17 protein-coding genes are annotated in these 21,666 nt (G+C 63.5%); 10 read left to right on the top strand and 7 right to left on the bottom strand.

Annotated elements, in window-relative coordinates; translation table 11 throughout:
• Window positions 1-56 precede the first annotated feature (56 nt).
• The 5 genes from HX855_RS31075 to HX855_RS31055 all read left to right on the top strand — a co-directional run bounded on the left by HX855_RS31075 (window position 57) and on the right by HX855_RS31055 (window position 4,801).
• On the top strand, window positions 57-947 hold the full coding sequence (locus HX855_RS31075; protein WP_177090182.1) for a bestrophin family protein: 891 nt from the start codon (window positions 57-59) through the stop codon (window positions 945-947).
• A 128-nt stretch (window positions 948-1,075) separates the two neighbouring features.
• A complete protein-coding gene (gene proP, locus HX855_RS31070; RefSeq protein WP_010175902.1) occupies window positions 1,076-2,578 on the top strand; it encodes a glycine betaine/L-proline transporter ProP in 1,503 nt (500 codons plus the stop codon).
• Window positions 2,579-2,701: 123 nt separating this feature from the next.
• Window positions 2,702-3,130 (top strand): DUF2231 domain-containing protein, encoded by a 429-nt coding sequence (locus HX855_RS31065; protein WP_177090183.1) that lies wholly within the window; start codon window positions 2,702-2,704, stop codon window positions 3,128-3,130.
• Window positions 3,127-4,419, top strand: a complete 1,293-nt coding sequence (locus tag HX855_RS31060) for a sorbosone dehydrogenase family protein (protein WP_177090184.1) — start codon at window positions 3,127-3,129, stop codon at window positions 4,417-4,419. The genes HX855_RS31065 and HX855_RS31060 overlap by 4 nt, the downstream gene beginning before the upstream one ends.
• An 82-nt stretch (window positions 4,420-4,501) precedes the next feature.
• Window positions 4,502-4,801, top strand: coding sequence for a DUF3144 domain-containing protein (locus HX855_RS31055; RefSeq protein WP_177090185.1), 300 nt, complete (start codon window positions 4,502-4,504; stop codon window positions 4,799-4,801).
• Between the two features lie 15 nt (window positions 4,802-4,816).
• On the opposite strand, the gene HX855_RS31050 is transcribed toward HX855_RS31055, so the two are convergent.
• Window positions 4,817-5,197, bottom strand: coding sequence for a type 1 fimbrial protein (locus tag HX855_RS31050; RefSeq protein ID WP_177090186.1), 381 nt, complete (start codon window positions 5,195-5,197; stop codon window positions 4,817-4,819).
• 111 nt (window positions 5,198-5,308) lie between these two features.
• Complete coding sequence (locus HX855_RS31045) at window positions 5,309-6,532, bottom strand: MFS transporter (RefSeq protein WP_177090187.1); 1,224 nt, start codon at window positions 6,530-6,532, stop codon at window positions 5,309-5,311.
• 124 nt (window positions 6,533-6,656) lie between these two features.
• On the opposite strand from HX855_RS31045, the gene HX855_RS31040 reads away from it, so the two are divergent.
• On the top strand, window positions 6,657-7,361 hold the full coding sequence (locus HX855_RS31040; RefSeq protein ID WP_177090188.1) for a TetR/AcrR family transcriptional regulator: 705 nt from the start codon (window positions 6,657-6,659) through the stop codon (window positions 7,359-7,361).
• Here HX855_RS31040 and HX855_RS31035 read toward each other — a convergent pair.
• Entirely contained in the window at window positions 7,264-8,187 is a 924-nt protein-coding gene (locus tag HX855_RS31035) for a LysR family transcriptional regulator (protein WP_177090189.1), read from the bottom strand. The two genes, HX855_RS31040 and HX855_RS31035, sit on opposite strands and share 98 nt — an antisense overlap.
• Window positions 8,188-8,340: 153 nt before the next feature.
• On the opposite strand from HX855_RS31035, the gene HX855_RS31030 reads away from it, so the two are divergent.
• The 4 genes from HX855_RS31030 to HX855_RS31015 all read left to right on the top strand — a co-directional run bounded on the left by HX855_RS31030 (window position 8,341) and on the right by HX855_RS31015 (window position 12,658).
• The gene (locus tag HX855_RS31030) at window positions 8,341-8,862 is read left to right on the top strand and encodes a sigma-70 family RNA polymerase sigma factor (protein ID WP_177090190.1); all 522 of its coding nucleotides are present in this window, start codon (window positions 8,341-8,343) and stop codon (window positions 8,860-8,862) included.
• A gap of 4 nt (window positions 8,863-8,866) precedes the next feature.
• Entirely contained in the window at window positions 8,867-9,826 is a 960-nt protein-coding gene (locus HX855_RS31025; RefSeq protein WP_177090191.1) for a FecR family protein, read from the top strand.
• A 74-nt stretch (window positions 9,827-9,900) separates the two neighbouring features.
• Window positions 9,901-12,336, top strand: coding sequence for a TonB-dependent siderophore receptor (locus HX855_RS31020; RefSeq protein ID WP_177090192.1), 2,436 nt, complete (start codon window positions 9,901-9,903; stop codon window positions 12,334-12,336).
• Window positions 12,326-12,658 (top strand): TetR family transcriptional regulator C-terminal domain-containing protein, encoded by a 333-nt coding sequence (locus HX855_RS31015; RefSeq protein ID WP_309139824.1) that lies wholly within the window; start codon window positions 12,326-12,328, stop codon window positions 12,656-12,658. Before HX855_RS31020 ends, HX855_RS31015 begins: the two co-directional genes overlap by 11 nt.
• Here the strand turns inward: HX855_RS31015 and HX855_RS31010 are convergent.
• From HX855_RS31010 to HX855_RS30995, 4 genes are read right to left on the bottom strand one after another with little or no spacing between them, the layout of a single operon-like run.
• Window positions 12,638-14,473 (bottom strand): peptide transporter, encoded by a 1,836-nt coding sequence (locus tag HX855_RS31010; RefSeq protein WP_177090194.1) that lies wholly within the window; start codon window positions 14,471-14,473, stop codon window positions 12,638-12,640. The two genes, HX855_RS31015 and HX855_RS31010, sit on opposite strands and share 21 nt — an antisense overlap.
• Window positions 14,470-17,385 (bottom strand): filamentous hemagglutinin N-terminal domain-containing protein, encoded by a 2,916-nt coding sequence (locus HX855_RS31005; RefSeq protein ID WP_177090195.1) that lies wholly within the window; start codon window positions 17,383-17,385, stop codon window positions 14,470-14,472. The genes HX855_RS31010 and HX855_RS31005 overlap by 4 nt, the downstream gene beginning before the upstream one ends.
• A 10-nt stretch (window positions 17,386-17,395) precedes the next feature.
• Window positions 17,396-20,425, bottom strand: a complete 3,030-nt coding sequence (locus HX855_RS31000) for a porin (RefSeq protein WP_177090196.1) — start codon at window positions 20,423-20,425, stop codon at window positions 17,396-17,398.
• 60 nt (window positions 20,426-20,485) lie between these two features.
• Window positions 20,486-21,535 carry a hypothetical protein gene (locus HX855_RS30995; protein ID WP_177090197.1) on the bottom strand — a complete coding sequence of 350 codons (1,050 nt, stop codon included), beginning with the start codon at window positions 21,533-21,535 and terminating at the stop codon, window positions 20,486-20,488.
• Window positions 21,536-21,666: the final 131 nt, after the last annotated feature.

The following is a 21,666-nucleotide window of genomic DNA, read 5'->3' as shown; positions in this document are numbered from 1 at the left end:
GTAAACACCGTCCGAGCTAAGGCATTGATGCTTACCGCTCGCTACGAGGTTTCCGTTTGAAAGCTGCCATCGTCAAAAAATACCGGCTGATCATCAAGACCATGGGCTATGTGGGCTGGGCGTTGTTCTGGCTGCTGCTGTGGGATATCGCCGTCACCGTGGACTTCATGCTGTTCCTCAACAGCAAGATCAACCTGCCGCTGATGCCGCTCACGTTGCTGGGTTCAGCGCTGGTGGTGCTGATCAGTTTCCGCAACAGCAGCGCCTACAACCGCTGGTGGGAAGCTCGCACGTTGTGGGGCGCGATGGTCAACAATTCCCGCAGCTTTGCCCGCCAGGTGCTGACGTTGCTGGATGATCCGGGCAACGAGATCAACCCCATAAAGGCGACTTTGCTGCGCCGCCATGTGGCCTATGTGAACTGCCTGGCAGCCCACCTGCGGGGCCAGCCGTGCCCGGACGAGATCCGCGCCTTCCTGCCGGCCGCAGAGTTCACCCGCAGCACCACCACCAACAACTTTGCCAACGACATCCTCAACGGCTCCGCCGCCCTGCTGGCCCAGGAATACAAGGCCGGGCGCCTGGACAGCATTCGCCTGGCGCGCCTGGAGTCGACCCTGGTGGACTTGTCCAACAGCCAGGGCGGCATGGAGCGGATCGCCAACACACCCTTGCCCTACCCTTACGTGTATTTCCCGCGGCTGTTTATTTCGCTGTTCTGCCTGATCGTGCCGGTGGGCCTGGTGGAATCCCTGGGCTGGTTCACCCCGCTGGCCTCCACGGTGGTGGGTTTTATGCTGTTGGCCATCGAACGCATCGGCACCGATCTGCAAAGCCCGTTTCGGGACAGCGAGCACCAGATTCAGATGGAAGCCCTGTGCGAAACCATCGAGAAAAACCTGCAGTCAATGCAGCGTGATTCCCTGGGCGGCGAGCGGATCAGTTGATCCTTACTGGGCCGCTAACAAAAAAAACCAGCCAATGGTGAATTATTCAGTGTCCGCATGTATCTGACCCATTAAGCGCATGCCACCAAAACAGTGGCATCGAAATGGACCTGCGGCTGAGTAATCCCATGAAATCACGCAAGAAAACCGTCAATCCAATTGGATTGGATGACATCACCATTGTCGACGACGCCAAGATGCGCAAGGCGATCACCGCCGCGGCGCTGGGCAATGCCATGGAGTGGTTCGACTTCGGGGTGTATGGCTTTGTCGCCTATGTGCTCGGCAAGGTGTTCTTCCCCGAGGCGTCCCCCAGCGTCCAGATGATTGCCGCCCTGGCGACCTTCTCGGTGCCCTTCCTGATTCGTCCGTTGGGCGGCCTGTTCTTCGGCCGGCTGGGGGACAAATACGGCCGGCAAAAGGTTCTCGCGGCGACCATCGTGATCATGTCCCTGAGCACCTTCGCCATCGGGCTGATCCCCTCGTATGACTCGATCGGCATCTGGGCGCCGATCCTGTTGCTGCTGGCCAAGATGGCCCAGGGCTTCTCGGTGGGCGGCGAATACACCGGCGCCTCGATCTTCGTCGCCGAGTACGCCCCGGACCGCAAGCGCGGTTTCCTCGGCAGTTGGCTGGACTTTGGCTCCATCGCCGGCTTCGTCCTCGGCGCCGGGGTGGTGGTGTTGATTTCTGCGGTGATCGGCGAAGAGGCGTTCCAGTCCTGGGGCTGGCGTTTGCCGTTCTTCCTCGCGTTGCCGTTGGGCATGATCGGGCTCTACTTGCGCCATGCCCTGGAAGAGACGCCGGCCTTCCAACAGCATGTGGAACAACTCGAACAAGGCGATCGCGAAGGCCTGGCGGGCGGCCCGAAAGTGTCGTTCAAGGAAGTCGCCACCAAGCACTGGCGCAGCCTGATGACCTGTGTCGGCGTGGTGGTGGTGACCAACGTCACGTACTACATGTTGCTCACGTACATGCCGAGCTACCTGTCGCACAATTTGCACTACAGCGAAAACCACGGCGTGTTGATCATCATCGCGATCATGGTCGGCATGTTGTTCGTGCAGCCGATGATTGGCTTTGTCAGCGACAAGATCGGCCGTAAACCCTTCATTCTGTTCGGCAGCATTGCGCTGTTCTTCCTCGCCATTCCGGCCTTCATGCTGATCAACAGCGGCAAGCTCGGGCTGATTTTCTCCGGGCTGCTGATCATTGCGGTGGTGCTCAACTTCTTTATCGGCGTGATGGCGTCCACCCTGCCGGCGATGTTCCCCACCCACATCCGCTACAGCGCGTTGGCCAGCGCCTTTAACATCTCGATCCTGGTGGCCGGCCTGACGCCGACCGCCATGGCCTGGCTGGTGGAGACCACTAACAACCTGTACATGCCGGCCTACTACCTGATGGTGTTCGCCGTGCTGGGGCTTTTCACCGCCCTGACCATGAAGGAAACCGCCAACAAACCCCTGCGCGGCGCGGCACCGGCGGCTTCGGATCTCGAGGAAGCCAAGGAACTGCTGCAGGAGCATGAAGACAATATCGAGCAGAAGATCGAAGACATCGACGCGCAAATCGCCGAGCTGGAAGCCAAGCGCGAAAACCTGGTGCAGCAGCATCCGCGCATCAACTGACGCAACATATTTAGAAACGAATACACGGTGAACTAACGCGCAAGCCGCAGGCTCCCTCCTTAAGCGCAGTCAGCGCGGCCCTGATGAACCGCATCAGGGCCGCTCAACGATAAGGAGCCGCCCGTGACCGTCACCCCCGCCCTCACCCGCCGCAGCACGCCAGGCCCGCTTCACGCGACCTTGCTCGCCGGTACCGTCCCGCTGTTTCTCGGCGCCTTGCTGAGTGACATTGCCTACTACCAGACCTACCAGATTCAGTGGAGCAACTTCGCCGCCTGGCTGATCGCCGGCGGCCTGGTGTTCTGTGGGCTGGCGTGGTTGTTTGCGCTGGTCAACCTGTTGCGGGCCGACCGCAAGGCCGGGCGCCCCACGGTGTACTTCCTGCTGTTGTTGGTGACCTGGGCACTGGGCCTGGTCAATGCCTTTGAACATGCGAAGGATGCCTGGGCGGTGATGCCGTCGAGCCTGGTGCTCTCCGCGATCGTGACCCTGCTGGCCTGCGTGACCACGTGGGTCGGGCTGACCCACCTGCGTTCGGGAGGTGACCAATGAAGCATTCCAGCGCATTGACGGTGTTAAGCATGGCGATGCTGTTGAGCGCCTGCGGCGGCGAAGCTGACAGCACTCAAGCCCGCGGTCCCGACCCCAAGCTGCCGGAGCCCCAACGCGGCCTGTTGCCCAGCATGAAGATTGCCGAACCGGTGGCCTGGGGCGAACAGAAACCCACGGTGCCTGAGGGTTACAGCGTCACGGCCATCGCCACCGACCTGCGAATCCCGCGCCAGACCCTGGTGCTGCCCAACGGCGACATCCTCGTCGCCGAAGGCCGCGGCGGCAGCGCGGCGAAGCTCAAGCCCAAGGACGTGATCGCCAGTGTGATCAAGGCCGAGGGCAACACCAAGGTCAAGGGCGGCAACCGCCTGACCCTATTGCGGGATGCCGACGGTGACGGCACCTACGAGCTGAAAACCGTGTTCGCCGACAACCTCAACGCGCCTTACGGCCTGGCCTTTGCCGACGGTAAGCTGTACGTGGCCAACCAGGACGCACTGGTGCGCTTCGACTATCAAGACGGCCAGACCAAAGCCAGCGGCCCGCCCACCACCGTCACCGACCTGCCCGCCGCGATCAATCACCACTGGACCAAATCCCTGGCGATCAGCCCCGATGGCCGCTCGCTGTATGTGGGCATCGGCTCCAACAGCAACATCACCGAGCGCGGCATGGAGGTCGAGATTGACCGGGCGATGGTTTGGCAGATCGACGCCGCCACCGGCGCCCACAAGCCTTACGCCACGGGCTTGCGCAACCCCACCGCCCTGACCATTCAGCCGGGCTCCGGCCAGGTGTGGGCGGTGGTCAACGAGCGGGATGAGCTGGGCCCGGACCTGGTGCCGGATTACCTGACCTCGGTGCGCGAAGGCGCGTTTTACGGCTGGCCCTACAGCTACTGGGGCCAGAACGTCGACACCCGCGCCCAACCGCAGAACTCGACCAAGGTCGCCGCCGCGATCAAGCCGGATTACAGCCTCGGCTCCCACGTCGCCGCACTGGGCGTCGATTTTTCGATCCCGGCCATGGGCGAGAAATATGCCGACGGCGTATTCGTGGGCGAGCACGGCAGTTGGAACCGCGATAATCCGGTGGGCTACAAGGTGATCTTCGTGCCGTTCAGCAACGGGCGGCCTGCGGGTGAACCGCTGGACTTCGCCACGGGCTTTCGTGGAACCGACGGCAAGACTCGCGGGCGGCCAGTGGGTGTGACGGTTGACCCGCGGGGGGCGCTGATCATTGCGGATGACCTGGCCAACACCGTATGGCGGGTGACACGCAATAAATAAGGCCTGAAGCGCCCAACGTGGTTGCCTTCCCATGGAGCGCGGCGGTACCTTCGCCGCACTCACGAACAGGAAGGTAACCGCAATGCCAGACACCACCGACAACGGCTTCTACGATCGCGCCGACGCGCACATCGAGCTGTCCAACGAACAGTTCAAGGCGTTCGCCGACCTGGGCAAAGTCAGCGCCTCGATGATGTTTGGCACCACCCGCTTCAACGCCTGGGTCAGCGCACGCAGTTTTAAATCGGGCGAAGAGATGGCCCAGGCGCGTGAGGCGATGCTGAAGTATTTCTGTGATCAGTACCGGATGATGCTGGAGGACAACCTTGATGATCACATCAGTAACTTCAGCAAATACATGCTGGTCAAGGCACCTGAATAAGCCGGTTTTCTCCCCTCAAGGCGAGGTCAGTGTGATCAGGTACTGCCCTGAGTTCACCGGCTTCCCTTGGCCATCCACCAACGCGTATTGCTGCTGGTAATAGCGGTCTCCCCGGCCGCTGTCGGCCACCAGCTTCACGTTCACGACGCTGTGATCGAGGGCTGTGACCGAGCCTATCGGCTGCACGCTGCGCACGCTGATGGCGCTGCCGCGTGCGGACGTCGGGCAGTTGTTGAGCGTCATCCCGTGGGCCACGGCGAGCGGTGTGCAAGACGCCTCGACGATGCTGCCGTGAAACGTGATGACACCCTGCCCTACCGAGCCTGCAGCCATGCAGGCACCGGACAGGCTGAACAACAGGCCAACATGGATTGCAGACAGTCTCTTGATGCGCATGCCGATACTCCCGGGGTGATAAAGCCTATGCCCCGGGTTATCGGCCGAGTGGCGGGTTATTTTAAGATTTGTCTGATGTTAGAAGCGGATGTTCCAGAGACTTTGGACATATCAGTGCCCGGCTGCCGCTGGCTTGCCGTGCGCCCTATGCCCCGGTTTGAAGCCATGGAATCGCGCGCACCACGCAATCCCAAAACCCACCGCCAACAACACCAACATCGCCCATGGGAAAGAGGCTACACCCCAGGTATCGAGCAATACCCCACCCACCACGCCACTCCCGGCAATCGCGCTGTTCCACGCCACCACATTTAGCGACAGCGCCACATCGGCCCCGTCCCCGGCCGCGTCCGCCAATGCCGTTTGCAGCAACGTTGCCGCGCCGCCAAAACTCAGGCCCCACACCGCCACACCGAAGTAAATCACGCCCTGCACCTGCGCCAGAAAACCGAACGCCAGGCACGTCGCCGCAAAGCCCGCCAGGCTCACCAACACCGTGTTGCGCAACGCTGCATCCACCAATCTGGCGGTCACCCAAATCCCGACCAGCGCCGCCACGCCAAACACCAACAGCACCAGGTCCACCCGGTCCACCAGCCCCGCCGGCGCCACAAACGGGGCGATGTAGGTGTAGAGAATGTTGTGGGCGAGCATCCAGGCAATCACCACCGCCAGCACCGGCCGCACACCCGGCGTGGTCAGTACCTTGCGCAGGGGCATGCGCTGATGGGCCGACTGGCCGGGGTAGTCCGGCACCTTCACCAACACCCACACAATCAACACCAACGTCAGCGCCGACATGATGCCGAACGTCGTGCGCCAGCCCACCAGCCCGCCCAGCCAGGTGCCCAGCGGCACCCCGAGTGACAGCGCAATCGGCGTGCCCACCATGGCCAGCGCCAAGGCCTTGCCCTGTTGATGGGGCGCCACCATGCGCCGCGCATACCCGGCCAATAAACTCCACGCCAGCCCCGCCGCCATCCCGGCCAGGAACCGCGCCAGCAGCGTCAGCCCATAGTGGGACGACAGCGCGGTGATGGAATTGAACAGCAGAAAGCCGACGATGGTCAGCAGCAGCACATTGCGCCGACGCCAGCCGCGGGTGGCGATGGTCAGCGGGATCACCGCCAGCACCGAGCCAAGCGCATAGGCGGTCACCATCTGCCCGGCCATGGACGCTGAAATCGACAGGCCGTCGCTGATCAGCGGCAACAGGCCCGCCGGCAGGGTTTCGGTGACGATGCAGATAAAGCCGGTCATGGCCAGGGCGAGCAAGGCGCCGATGGGCAAGCGGTCGGGAACGGCATCTGCCGATAAGGTGGTTGAGGGGGTCACAGGGAAACTCCTTGAAGAAGAGGACTTAAATACCGATCGATATAAATGTTGGGCGCCCCTCGCAGCATTGTCAACGACTTATGTATCGACTAGTATTTATCTCATCACCCAAGAGGATTTCCCCATGGCGCAGATGGGCCGCCCCCGCACCTTCGACCGCGACCAGGCCGTGGAACAGGCCATGCACCTGTTCTGGCAGCACGGTTACGACGCCACGTCCCTGAGCCAGTTGAAAGCCGGACTGGGTGGCGGCATCTCCGCGCCGAGTTTCTACGCCGCGTTCGGCTCCAAGGACGCGTTGTTCCAGGAATGCGTGCAACGCTATCTGGCCACATTCGCCCAGGTCACCGAATGCCTGTGGGATGACAGCCTGCCGCCGCGCCAGGCCATCGAGACCGCGCTGCGCCAATCGGCGCGCATGCAGTGTGAAGACGGCCACCCCAAAGGCTGCATGGTGGCCCTGGGCGTGATGAGCGCGCCCTCCCCCGAGAGCGCACACGTGACCCACGCGCTGACCCATTCGCGGGAGCGCACACGAGCGGGCATCGTGCATTGCGTGGAGCGCGGCATCCGTGCCGGTCAGTTACCGGCCGAGACCAACGCCCGCGCCATGGCCACGGTCTACGACAGTTTCCTGCAGGGCGTGTCGATCCTCGCCCGGGATGGCGTGGACGCCAGCGCCATCGACGCCGCCATTGGCCGACTGATGCTGACCTGGGACTTATCCGCCGCTACAGTGCCGCCCACTCGGCGCGATGCTCCAGCAGAAAGTCCACAAACGCCCGCACCCGATGGGGCACGTAACGACCGTGGGGATACAGCAAGGTAAACGGCCGCGAGCGCCCGCTATAAGGCTGCAACACCTCCACCAGGCTGCCGTTGGCCAGCTCGTCCTCGACGATGAATTTGTAGGTCTGGAACAGCCCGGCGCCATGCTTGGCCAGGGTCACGCCACCCAGCACATCGTCGGAGCAGCTGTACCCGGCCTCGCCGGCAAATTCCCGCTCCTTGCCGTCAGCCTGGAACAGCCAGGCAATACGCCGCCCGTTGCTCGGCAGCTCGTACTGGATGCACTCATGGGCCGGCAAATCCTCCAGGGTCTGGGGCGTGCCGGCGCGCTGCAGATACGCCGGCGATGCAACCACCACCAGCTTGGCGTCTTCCAGCAAGCGCGCGATCAGCGTCGAGTCCGGCTGGGCGCGCACGCGGATCGCCAGGTCATAGCCTTCGGCGACAAAATCGATGTTGCGGTTGCTGATGTGGATATCCACGGTGACTTGCGGGTACAGCGCGCGAAATGTCGGCAGCAGCGGCAGGATCCGGTGATGGCCGTAGGTGGTCGGGATACTGATGCGCAACAGCCCGGACGGCACCGATTGGGCGCCCATCATTTCCTGCTGGGCTTCCACCAGTTGGGTGAGGGCCTGGCGGCACTGTTCGAAAAACGTCCGCCCGCCATCGGTCAGGCGGATGCTGCGGGTGGTGCGCACAAACAGCCGGGAACCCAGGCGTTCTTCCAGCCGCGAGATGCTGCGACTCACCGCTGCCGGGGTCACGCCCGCTATCTGGGCGGCCGCGGTGAAGCTGCTGGCCTCGGCAGCCAGGCAGAACAGCTCGATGCTGCCCAGCTGCAAGTCGTCGAAATGGCGCTTCATGATTGATTACACCGGGTATCTATTGAGGGATTCACCTGCTCTATTTATCAGTACCGGCCACATAAATACAGCTCACCCCTTGCCCGGTGCTTGCTTTAATTCAACACAGCCCGCTAATCTTGCGAATAATTCTTATCCGCAGACACTCCCGCCATGTCCGCCAGCGACCTTCCCTTGAACCAGGCCGTCCATAGGCTCTATGCCGAGCACCATGGCTGGTTGTTCGGCTGGCTGCGGAAAAAGCTCGGTTGCCCGCAAAACGCGGCGGACCTGTCCCATGACACCTTCGTGCGTATCCTCGCCTCCCGCGATGCCCTGGGCGGCATGCGCGAGCCCCGGGCGTTCCTCACGACCACGGCGCGCCACTTGATCATCGACCGCGCCCGCCGTCGTCAGATCGAGGATGCGTACCTGCGGGAACTGGCGCTGACCGTCGACCTGTTGGAAAGCTGCCAGCAATCACCGGAACAGATCCTGCTGACCCTGGAAGCCCTGGAGCAGATTGCGTTCGTGCTCGACGGCCTGGCGCTGAATGCCCGGCAGGCGTTCCTGATGCATTTCCTGGAGGGGCTGCGCCAAAGTGAGATCGCCAGCCGCCTGGAGATTTCCGAGCGCATGGTGCGCAAACACCTGATGAACGCCCTGGTGCACTGCCACCACGCGCTGGATGTTTGAGCCCATGCTCGATTCCCCACAGAGCCTCGACGAGCAAGCCGCCAATTGGCTGATGCGCCTGCATGACGGCAACCTCAGCGAACGCGAGCGCCAGCAGTTCGAACAGTGGAAAGCTCAGGACCCGCACCACGCCGCCGCGATAGAGCGGCTGCAAGGCTTCGTCGGCCGCTTGCAGGCGTTGCGCCCGCAACACGCGCCGGTGCAGGCCGCGCTGGAGGCGGCGCGGGTGAAGCGTCGGAGCAGCCCCGCCGGCCGGGTGGTGCTCGGCCTGATGCTGGCCCTGGCCCTGGCCTTGCTGCTGCGCAGTTATCCGCCGAGTTATTTGCTGGCCGACCAGCGCACCGCGCCGGCCGAGTGGCAACGTATCGACCTGGACGACGGCTCACAGTTGATCCTCAGCGGCAACAGCGCGGTGGACCTGACCTTCAACCCGCAACAGCGCCAGGTAAAACTGCTGCGCGGCGAGATCCTCGTGCAGGTGGCCCACGATGCGACGCGGCCATTTATCGTGGTCACCGAAGACGGGCAGATGCGCGCCCTCGGCACCCGCTTCACGGTCAAGCGCGAGGCACCCGGCACGCTGCTGACCCTGCTTGAATCGAAGGTCGCCGCCCAGGATGCTCACCATCATCCGGCCGTCGAAGTCAGTGCCGGTGAACAGGCACGGATTACCCCGCAAGCTGTCACGCGGCTGGGCCATGTCGACACCCGGGCCACCAACGACGCCTGGCAGTACCACCAACTGGTGGTCCAGGACCGGCCGCTGCCGGAAGTGCTCGATGAACTCGCCCGCCAGTACGGCGGCCACCTGCAGTTTGATCGCAAGCAACTGGCCGACTTGCGGGTGTCGGCCGTGCTGCCGCTGGATGAACCTCGGCGTGCGCTGCAACTGATCAGCGACGCCTTCCCGGTACGGGTGCGCTCGTTCAGCCCGCTGTGGCTGAAGATCGAGCGCGAAAAATAAATCCGCGCGCCGGGTTCCGCTTTTTGCAATCGCCCCGTCAAGGAAGAAAGCACCTCATCACAGGAACCTCTTCCATGCCACCGGACTTCACCGTTTCGCGCCATCCCCAGCGCTCTTTCGTGCCCCTTGCCCTGGCGATCAACCTGGCCACGTTTTCGCTGCTCGGCCTCGGCCTCAGCGCACCGGTGGCGGCCCAGAGCGAGGTGCAGCGCTACGCCATTGCGCCCGGCGCCCTGGGCCCGGCGTTGAACCTGTTCGCCCAGCAGGCCCGCGTGGCGTTGCTGTTCGATGCGCGCAGTGTTGCCGGCCTGAGCACCGCCGGGTTGCAGGGTGAATTCGCCGTCAACCAGGGCTTTGCCCTACTGCTGCAGGGCAGTGGTTTCCAGGCGGTGCAAGGTGCCAACGGGTTTGTGCTGGCGCCGGTGAGCAGCGCCACCGGCTCACTGGAACTGGCGCCCACTTCCGTGACCGGGCTGACCGAAGCAGCCTCCACCGAACACGTCAAAGGCTATGTGGCCACCCGCAACCTGAGCGCCACCAAGACCGACACACCGATCATCGAAACCCCGCAATCACTGTCGGTGGTCACCAGCGACGAGATCCGTGATCGGCAATCGGAAACCCTGTCCCAGACCCTCGACCTGACCCCCGGTTTCACCAGCCAGCCCACCAGTTTCAACCGCACGTCCGACCGCTTCCGCATCCGGGGCTTCGACGTCGAATCCGCCACCGGCGGCTCGCTGCGTGACGGCCTGCGCCTGCAAAACAACTCCTATGACGGCGTGCAGGAACCCTACGGCCTGGAACGCGCCGAAGTGATTCGCGGCGCGGCCTCGGTGCTCTACGGCCAACTGTCGCCGGGCGGGCTGATCAACACCGTCAGCAAGCGCCCGAGCCAGACGCCCTACCACGAAGTGAACGTGCAGGCCGGGCAAAACGATCGCAAGCAATTGTCCGCCGACTTCACCGGCCCCCTGGGTGACAGCGACACCTTGAGCTACCGCCTGACCCTACTGGACCGCAAGAGCGACACCAGCGCCGACCATATCAACAACGACAAGGTCTACGTCGCCCCGGCCCTGACCTGGCGCCCGGATGACGACACCTCGCTGACCCTGTTGTCGTTCTACCAGAAGACCGAGACCCGCTTCTCGGCGCCACTGCCCTATCAGTTGGTCAAGGGCGTGGGCGACGGCACGTTCCAGATTGGCCGCCACGACTTTATCGGCGACCCGAACTACGACGAAATGAACGGCGAGATGTCGGCGTTGGGCTACGAGTTCGAGCACCGGTTCGACGAGCACACCCGCATCAGCAACAAGCTGCGCTATTACCAGTCGGAGGTGACCTGGCGTTACCTGCAAGTGAACGCCACGCCCGCCTTCATCGCGACAGCGCAAAACACCGGCATCCTGCGCCGCCAGTACAGCGACCGCGTCGAACGTTCCCGTGGCCTGGCCAGCGACACCAACCTCGAAAGCAAATGGCAATTCGGTGATTGGCAGCACACCTTCCTGTTGGGCTTCGACGGCTATGACACCAGTTACGACTCCCACAACTTCCGTGGCAATGCACCGTCGTTGAACCTGGCGAACTACATCAACAACCAGCCGGTGGTGGTCAACCGCGCCCCGAACACCGACCGTGGCTCCCAGATCGACACCCTGCAAAAAGGCGTGTATTTCCAGGACCAGATCACCTTCGACGAGCACTGGATTGCCGTACTCGGTGGCCGCCACGACTGGGCCGACCAGGACACCGAACTGTTCCGCAACGCCGCCCAAACCAGCCAGAGCGACGAGGCCACCACCTGGCGTGCGGGGCTGGTGTACAAGGCTGACAACGGCCTGGCGCCTTACCTGAGCTACAGCGAGTCATTCTTTCCGGTGGCAGGCGTGGACAAGGCAGGGCAAGCGTTTGTGCCCACCGAAGGCAAGCAATACGAAATCGGTATTCGCTACCAACCCGAAGGCAGCGCCACCCTGCTGAGCGCCGCCGTGTATCAGTTGGTGCAAAAAAACGTACTGACCCAGGACCCCACCGATATCACCTATTCGGTGCAAACCGGCGAAGTACGCTCCCGAGGCCTGGAGCTGGAGGCCAAGACCGAAGTCACGCCGAATCTCAGCCTGATCAGCTCTTACGCCTACATCGACGCCCGGATCACCAAAAGCAACATCGCCAGCGAAGTCGGCCAGCGCAGCGAAGACACGCCCTACCACCAGGCCGCCCTCTGGGCCGATTACCGCCTGGCAGAACTCGGCTTGCCGCAACTGCGCATCGGCGGTGGCGCGCGCTACAAAGGCACCACCCAGGCCTCGGGCGTGCCGTCAGAAATGCCCGCGTATACGCTGTATGACGCCCGCGCCAGCTACGAGATCGACCCCCACTGGGAAGTCGCGCTCAACGCCAACAACGTCACCAACAAACGCTACACCTACTGCGAATTCGCGATTTGCCGGTATGGCGATGAGCGCCAGCTGGTCAGTTCGGTGACGTATCGCTGGTGAGTGTGAGGCGCCCGGCGACTGCGAGCGCTACGGGTATGGCTGCCTGATCGGCAACCTGGCTGCCGAGATGAGCATGCGCCACGACGACGTGCGCAACACCCTGGTGGATATCCTGGCGGAATGGGCCCTGCCGTTTGCGCAGCTGGTGCGCGAGGGCGTGGCCTCCGGAGAATTTCGCGCCGGGCTTGATCCCGACGCCACGGCGCGCTTTTTGATCAATGCGCTGCAAGGCAGTGTGCTGCGCGGCAAGGTGGACCGCACCACCGAGCCCTTCGACGATTTCCTCGCGCTGGCCGCCACGTTACTGCGGGCGGATGCGTGACAGCAGCGCCTCACCCAGTGCTTCGGGCCGCCCGCTGAACAAGGTTTGCAGCGGCTGCGGTGATTCCAGGTGGCAATACAGCGCACTGCGCTCGCCGTAATTGCCCGCCAGGCGCACCGCCGCCTGCACGTACTGTTCATGGGTGTGGGCAATCGTCCAGTCGGGCAGGCCGACACGGCGGAACAGGCCCTCGTCGATATGCTCGAACACCTGCGGGCCGGTCTTGCACACCCCCGGCAGGCCGACCGTCAGGGCGTCGATGATGCCGTTGGTGTTGCCGAACGGGAACGGGCTGAGGAACAGGTCGCAGCGATTGAGGGTGGCCATGTACTCCGGGTACGGCTGGTGCGGGTACACCGTGGCATCACCCACGTAACGCTCGATCAGACGCACCAGCTGCGGGAACAACAAGCCCTGGGCCTGGCCCACCAGAAAGTGAAAACGTACGCGCTTGCCGGTCTCCCGCAGGGTGCTCAGGGCAATGGCCTGGCAGGCGCGCAGGAAGGTCGGGTTGAGTTTCATGGTAGTCGCTGCGATGGCGATATTCACCACCGGCGAGTCGACCCGCTCCAGGCGTGGCAGCTCGACGTTGATGGCCGACGGTCGATACGGTTGGCCATCGGCAGGCAAGCGCAACAGGTGCTCGCTGAAGCAGGCGGGGTCGCCGACAAAATCCTCTTCCACGCTGATGCAGTCGATATGCCGCGACCCCGTGGTTGCCGGGTGCCCCAGCGCCGCCACCTGCAACGGCGCAAAGCGCAGGTTGCTGGCAAACAGCGTGATCTGGAACATGCCGACACTGGGCATGTAGAACACCTCGGGCCGGCGTGTTTCGGCGAGTGCCGTCAGTTCCCGCAGGCAGGCGAACAGGTCGTCCGGCTGGGCCAATTCGATAAACTCATCGAACACGTCACGCCCCAGGGCATCCACATTCGCGCCATAACCCACCGCGACCACATGAAAATCCCGGCGCGCCGCCTGCAGCGTCAACGAGTGGGTGCGGTAGATCGAATGCCCGCCGGAAAACCATTCCAGCAGCACCAGCATCAATGGTTTTTGCCGGGCGACCGGCGCTTGTGGCGCCACACTGCGGATGCCCACGCTGGCCAGCTTGCGTTCGATCAGCGTATTGATCGAGGCCTTGATGCGGTGCCGTTCCGGCAGGTCGGCGTAGCTGCAATGCATGTACACGTCGTGCAGCACGTTCAGCGGCAATGCGTCGAGGCTGTCGAGTTGTTCAAGGCGCCCCGGCAACCACGCCAGCAGTGCCTCGCGCTTGGAGTGGGCCGCCGGGGTGCCGAGAAAGCGTGGCGACATCAATGCCATGAACAGCGCCGCCGCCAACGTCGGGTTCTGCGCCCACAACAATTCCACATCCAGCGGCAACTGCGACTCGGGGGAATACAGCAGGCAGAACTTCACCAGGTCCTGTTCGGCAATCCGGTAATCACCGCCCGGACCCAACAGGTTCAGCGAGCGCAGGATGTGGTCACAGTTGACGAACGCGCTGGCGGCAAACAGTGACGACAGCCAGCGTTGCAGGTTGATGAGCTGGCCAAAACCGCTGGGGCTGATGCTGAAGCCGGGGTCGGAGAACAACGCGCTGATGGCGCTGGTGAGCCGGGTCAAGACGTGGCTCTCCAGCTCGCCCGGGCTGATCGCCGGCGACACCGACAGCGAGAACTGCTCGGACAATTTGCCGTAGTTGCGATCGATCAATTGCAGCAGGCGCACCAGCTCCCGCGCACCACCTTCGTGGTCGCGGGTGTAGCACAGGTATTCGAAGGTCTCGAGGGAAAACACCGGTTCACTCATCGGGTTTGCGCCACGTCGATCTTCACCTCGTCGGCGGCGCTGCCCACCGCCGTCAGGTGATAGTCGGGTGCCAGCGGCTTGCTCCAGGCGCCGCCCACCGCTTGCGCCTGCTGGTACTGGCGCGTGGGTTCGCTGGCGGTATCCAGCAGCCCGTTGTGGACCAGGCCATCCCGGCTGATCAGCACCGCGCCACTGCCGCTGGCGTTCAGGGTGGTGACGTCGTCGGTGTGGGTGATGTAGTTATCGGTGGGCGTGTCGAGGTCGAGGCGCAACACGCCATCAGCCACCTGCAGCAGGTTATTGCCGTGGTCAAAACTCAAGGCCGCACCGCCGCGGCTGCTGCCGTTGAGGGTGATATTGCCGCCGGCGCCGGTCATCACGTTGTTGTAACCCTTGGCATTGGTGGCGCTGAAGGACACCCCGGCGCCCGAGCCTTGCGCCGTGCCCAGCAGGCTGATATCGCCGCTGCCGGAGAGGACATTAACCCCATTGCCCGGGCCCGACGCACCGCTGCGAATACTCAAGCCCGCCGCACTGGAGGCCGACCCGGTGCGCCCGTTCAACGTGATGTCGCCGTTGACCGTCGACACATTGATCACCGAGCCGGTGCCGGTGGAGTTGAGGGTGGTGCCCGCATCACCGGCGCTGCTGCCGTCGATAAAAATGTCACCGCCCTGGGCCGCGTTCAGCGTGACCACACCGGTGCCCGAAGACGCGATAAACACCCCACGCCCGGAGCCGCTGCTGCCTTCAATCGTCAAGGTGCCGCCACTCACGCTGAGGGTTTGCGCGGAGGTCGCCGCCGTCGAACACACCAGCACACCGGACCCCGACACCGCACTGCCGCGCAGGGTGACATTGCCGGTGCCGCTGGCCGCGATGGTGTTGCTGGTGCTGAAAATCCGCGTGCCGTTGCCGCTGCCCAGGTTGGTGCTGTCCACCGTGATCGAGCCTGCGCCCGACGTCAGCACTTTGCTGCCGCCGGTGAGCACAAACGCATCGCCGGTGCCGGTGCTGCTGGCTTGCAACGCGGTGAGGCTGATGTTGCCGCCACCGGCATCAATGGTGCTGTTACTGAGGGTGATCGCCGTCGCGGTGGAGCCCGCCGCCAGTGTCGATGACGTGGCGCCGCGCAGGTTCACGTTGCCGCCTTTGGTGGTAATCCTCGTGCCGTTGCTCAGGGAAATCCCCGTGCCGTTGCTGACGTTGGTGCTGGCCCAGGCCTGGTCCGGTTGCACCGCGCCGCTGATGGTGAGGTTGCCGCCGTTGGTGCTGATGGTCGCGTTGCTCAGCGCCACCGAACCGTTGCCGCTGTTGTTGAAGTTGGAATACAGCGACACGTTCAAGGTCTTGCCGTCAGCCGCGCTGATGCTGGTATTGGTCATCACGATATTGCGGTGAGCCTGCAAGGTCAGGGTCGAATTGCCCACGCCCTTGACGTTGTCCAGCACGTTGATGTCCCCCGACGTGCCGGCCCCCGAGGAGGTGCACACGAGGATATTTGCGCCTTCCGACAGCGACGCGTTGAGGGTCGCCGAACTCAGGTTGGAACTGCCGCCGGCATTCGGGGTGAACGGCGAACTGGACGAGGTGCCGCTGCTCGCCCCCTTGGTGATGTTGATGTTGAACGGGTCGATCAGCCAGGTGCCGCCCTGGCCGGACACGGCGCTGAGGTCGACGATGCCGGCGATCTCCAGGGTGTGCCCGGAGGTTTCCACCAACCCGCCACGGCCCTGGCTACCGGCGGCGCTGACGCTGATGCCGCCGTAAAACTGGGTGCTGTCTTTGGACCACAGGATCACCTTGCCGCCGTCGCCGCTGCTCAACGCGTTGGCGCTGATGCGCGCGTCCTGGCCCATGAAGGTGCTGTCGGCCTCATGCACGCCGCCACCGCCCTGATAGTCGCCGCCCATCAACACCGTGCCGCCGCCAACGTCACCGTCGGCATTGATCCGGCCGTTATCGAACAGGCCGACGTACTGCCCGGTCATGGTCACGTTACCGCCCCGCTCGCCCGCATTGCGCCCGGACACGTCAAGCACGCCGCTGTTGACCACCACGCCGTTGCTGCCACCGTCGAGAATGATCCGGCCATTGCGCTGCTCCAGGCTGCGCGCCTCGATCACGCCTTCGTTGTTCACCACATTGCTGAGCATCGCCTGGGAGTCCCGGGCGCTCATGGCCACGGTCCCGCCGTTGGCACTCAACAGCCCGCGGTTGATCACGCTGGCGCCCATCGCCGGGTCGTTGACTTCCAGGTTGATCAGCCCGTCGCCGTTGAAGTCAAGGGTGATTTTCTCGCCACCGCCCAGCACCACCGAGCCCAGCCGCGCAACCACCGTGCCTTCGTTCAACACCTGGCTGCCGAGCAGCGCGACACTGCCACCGTCCTTGGCGTTGATCGTGCCCTGGTTGATCACCGCGCCTTTGCCCTGCCCGGCAAATACGTTTTTACCGGCCAAGAAATCACTGTTGGAAATGTCCAGGGAGCTGGCCACCAGCCCTCCCACATCCACCATCGAACCGGCGCCAAACAGCACGCCCGAAGGGTTGATCAGGAACACCTGGCCGTTGGCATTCAGGTGCCCGAGGATCTGCGAACCGTCGCTGCCGGTGACGCGGTTGAGGGCGATCGACGAGGCCCCCGGTTGCAGAAAATTGACCTGGGCACCGCTGCCGATATTGAAGGTGTCCCAGGTGGCGATCAGCTTGTCGCTGCCCTGGTGCACGGTCATCACATTGCCGTTGCTGGTGATGGTGCCGCTGCCGGCGATCACCTGGCCGTTGGTGGGCAAGGCGTTATTGTCGAGCGCCATCGCTGGCATCGGGGTCAGGCTGTACAGCGCGCAGAGCACGGCAAAACTCAAGGGTTTGAGAACAGGCAGCGCGGTTTGAATGGGTGGTTTGTTCACAGCCTTCTCCTCAGAACGAATAGTTGATGCCAGTGCCGATGGCGCTGATGGTGGTGCCCGCACCGGGCGAGTAGCCGCTGGCTGCGGTGACGCCGGTGAGGGCGAAGTTGTAGTTGGCCAGGGAGTTGTTTTTCAACAGCACGTACTGACCGAACAGGTCGATGCGCTGGGTCAGCTTGTAGTTGGCGCCGACCGCGTATTGGGTAGCCCCCATGCCGTGGGTATCGCAGTCGGGTGCGGCCGCGCCGATCATCTCGCACTTGCCAGGCAGGGCCTTGCCGTAGGTGGCCTTCAAGGTCCAGGCGCCGATCTTGTGGGAGGCGCCTACCAGATAGGCGCGGCGACGGTAGCGCGACAGGTCGCTGGAGGTGGTGCTGGTGTTGACCACCCCGTCTTCGGAGTAGGACAGGTCATCGGCGATCACCGACAGTTCGGTGTCGCCAAAGTCATAGCCCAGGCCATAGCGGAAGCTGAAATCGTCCGACGAGGTGCCGTCGGTGACATGGGTGCTGCTGCCCAGGCCCCGGGCGTTGCGGCCCAGGTCGGCAATGCCGAAATAGTTGATGTGCCGCTCGGCCGCGAACACGGCGGTGAAACCACCGTTGTTGTAGGTCAGGCTGGTGCCGTAGATGTAGCCCTTGTCCACGTCATTGGCCACGCTCATGCCGTTGTTCGAATACGCCAGTTTGAGCTGCAGGCCGTTCCAGACCGGCGTCCAGTACTCCACCACGCCGGACTGCCGCCGGTTGAACGCGGCATCGCCATTCACCGCCGTGTCGTCATAGCTTTGCGGACCGTTGACGTTCGTCGACAGCCCCGCGCTGAAGCCCGGCGAGCCAATGATGTTGAAGTACGCGGCGCTGGTTTTGCCGTTGAACGGGTCGAGGGTGGTGGTGGCTTCCTTCATCGGCATGTCCCACACGCCATACAGCAGCGTGCCGTAATCGGTGTTGTTGAAGGCGGCACCGGTATTGCGCAACTTGGTGCTTGGGGAGGCCGATGGGTTCACCGATTTATCGTCGCTCGCGGTGTAGTTCATCGAGATGCCGTATTCCAGTTGCCAGAGCAATTTCCAGTCGTCACTCAGGCCGTAGCCGCCGTGTACCCCGATGGCCGATACGTTATCCCGGGCACGCCAGAAGCTCGACATGTTGCGCCCGTTCGGGGTGGCCAGCCGGTTCTGGTTGGCGGGTGCGGCGGCCGTGGCGCCGTGACGGTCGACGTATTCGGGAACGATGCCGAAGTCGCCGTAGATCACCGTGTCGGTCTCGGCCACGGCAAAGTCTTCACCTTTGGAACCGAGGTCGCTGGCCAGCCCGGCAAATGCCTGGGGCGACCCGGTCACCGAGAACCACAGGCGCTTGGCGGCGCGGTCATCGCTGGTGGGGTCGTCGCCCGGGGAAAACGCCAGGCTGGCATTCATCACCAGGTCGCGGTGGTAGAGGTTCACCCCCAGCCCATAACCGTAGCGGCTCAGGTGGTTTTCGCTGCTGTCCCATGGGTCCTTGTTGACCCGCACTTTACCAGCGTCGGCAAACAGCGTGCCTTCGGCGATGGCCCCGGAAAAATTGCCGAGGTATTTGCGCAGCTCAAGGCGGCCCAGCACGCCTTCGTCGCCGGCCACTTCGCCCACCGGGTAAGCGCGCACGCCGTTGGGGCCGCCGAGGCTGAGTTTTTCCGAGGCGTCGAGGTTCTTGTCGGCCCATTGGGCGGTTACCGAGCCGAACAGCGAGTAGCCGTTGCCGATGGTTTGCAGGCGGCTGAAGGTGAAGTTGGTCTTCTGGTAACGGCCTGCCGCCTTGGCCGTCAAGGCATCCAGTGCGGCATCGGTGGCGGTGTTTTTATCCAGGTCACCGATGCCGTAGGACAGGCTCCAGACGTTGCTGCCCTGCCAGTCATCCCGCCAGTTGCCATAGAGGGTGGCGCTGCGAAACACCGCGGCTTTGTCCACGGAAAAACCGCCGGCGCTGTCTTCGAAACGCCGGTGGTCCTCACTCAGGTTGAAGCTGATGTTGTTGTCCCGCGAGCGCAGCAGCGAGCTGTTGATAAACACCGACGAAACCTCGGCGGTGCCGCCGGCGTTGACGCCCTTGAGGTTCTTGCCGATCGAGTATTCCAGCTCCGCATAGTTGGCGCCCACCGAGAGGCCGGTGGCACCCAGGGGCTGCTGGTAGCCGACCCCCTTGATCTCCAGGCCCTCGAAGGAGGTCTGCGAGTTGACGGTAAAACTGTCGCCCACCCCGAACGCATCGTTGAGGCTGACGCTGGACGTGAGCCGGTTGGAGCCGGTGTAGTAGTTGCCGTAGTTATCGATGGCCGCCCGCGCGGTGATGGCGGTCATTTCGCTGAGCTTGAGCACGATGTCCGCCGCGCCCGGTTGCTGCGATGGCCGCAGAATCGCGCGCACGGCCACCCCGGTGATGTCCGACAGGCGCAGCAGCACGCGCTCCAGGTCCTGCTCACGGATGATCGTGCCCGCCGGCAAGGCGTCGACAAACTGCTGTTGCACACCGGGGCGCAGGCGCACGTTGGCATCCGGCAGCGTACTGACCTGGCCGATCACCCCTTCGGAAATGCCGAGGGTCACCTGGCCGTTTTGAATGTCCTGGGCCGGCAGGTACGCCCGGGCCACCAAATAACCGCGTGCACGGTACAGCGCGGTGACCCGTGAGGCGGCTTCACGCAGACCGTCAAGCCCGAGGGTTTGCCCGGTGTACGGCAGCAACTGCGCCTGCACGTCGGCATCACTGACTTGCTGGTTGCCTTGCACCGTAAAGCGCTGCACCACCAGCTTCACCGTCGAAGTGCTGGGCGCGCTTTGGGGTTCGTCATTCTGGCTCTCGATACGCACGCTGCCGGACTTGGCCGCCTGGCCACTCTCGGTGGGGCGCAGTACCGAACGGCTGGAATCGAACAGGGTGCCGGAGGACGGCAAGGTGTCCGCCTGGGCCTGCAGGGCGATCAGCGTGGCCGCCAACAGGGTCAAGCGGCCAGGCCCCAGGACGCGGCGCGCCCGGGTAAACGGGAGGTATGGGCTCATACAGTTCTCTTATTGTTTTTATCGAGACACAGTCGTGCGGCAGAAGGGGCGCTATCGGTATTACGGGAACACAATCCGGGCGACGTCTTTATCCCCCAACAACCGCGCGGCGTTGTGGCCAATGCCCGGGATCGTGTACTGCGGGTGGCGCAGCGGCACCTGCCATTTGCTCGACAGGAAGCCTTCGTAACGGACGTACGTCAGCTGGCGCTGGAGCCGGGATTCGCCCTGGTAATCGGCGCCGCAGGAGCTGTCCAGCACGCGGCTGTTGGGGTTGTTGTCCTGGGCACCCACGAGGTAGGTCACATCGCGAGCGGCGTAGCGGGTGAACAGTTGGCGACCGGTCAGGTGCTGCGCCTGCACGTACGCCGGGGCGCCTTCGAGGCCGTAGCGGTAGCGGTTGTAGCTGGGGCAAAGGATGCTGACGACGGGGGCGAACCCTGCGTCCTGCAGGCGGTTTTCGTCGACGTACAGGTAGTTCGACGGGCTGGCGATCACGTAGCGGATGGTCAGGCCGTGGGCTTTGAGTGCGGGATCGAGGTCGTTGAGCATGGCGTAGCGTTGCATCAACTGCGCGCCTGCCGAGTGGCTGACCATCACGATTTCCTTGAGTGCCGGGAATCGCTGGCGGTCGGAGAGGTAGCGCACTACGTCGTCGAGCACCTGGAAGGCGGGGATGCCCTTGTGGCCGTATTGGGATTCGATGCCGTGCATCCATCTGTCCCGGGGCCACAGGGGCATGTCGTCGCTGACGCCGGCGTCTTGTGGGGTGAGGAAGTTGGGGGCCAGCAGCAGGGTGCGTTCACCCTTGAGTTTGGCGTTGCCCAGCAGTTTGCGGCCGGTCTTGAAGTACTGGTCGGCGTCGCGTTGTACGCCGTGGACGATCACCACGGCGCGTTCGAGGGTTTTGGGCGGGTTGTAGAGGTCGGCGTTGGCGTAGATCAGGAACGGGTAGGCCTGGGCGTCGTGGCCCAGGCGCAGGACCTGGCGGGCGTCGGCGCCGCGCTTGTCACTGGTGTCGGTCTGGAGGTCGACTTTGGCGCAGCTGGTGACGGTGGTCATCAAGGCCATGCAGAGCAGTGCGGTGGCGAAGGTTTTGCTGCGCTTCATGTAGGCAGTTCTCTTGTTTTTTGAGAAGCCTATCAGGGTGGTTTGGCTATGAAAAATATCTAAATAATGCGGTTTGGATACTTTTTAGATATGGCGTTTTTGGGGGGGGATGGGGGCATATCCGTTGCTGC

Source organism: Pseudomonas sp. IPO3778 (genome assembly GCF_013386825.1).
In the GTDB taxonomy this organism is placed as follows: domain Bacteria; phylum Pseudomonadota; class Gammaproteobacteria; order Pseudomonadales; family Pseudomonadaceae; genus Aquipseudomonas.
Note: the sequence above shows the minus strand (reverse complement) of the source record. Positions and strands in the feature narration are given on the sequence as shown.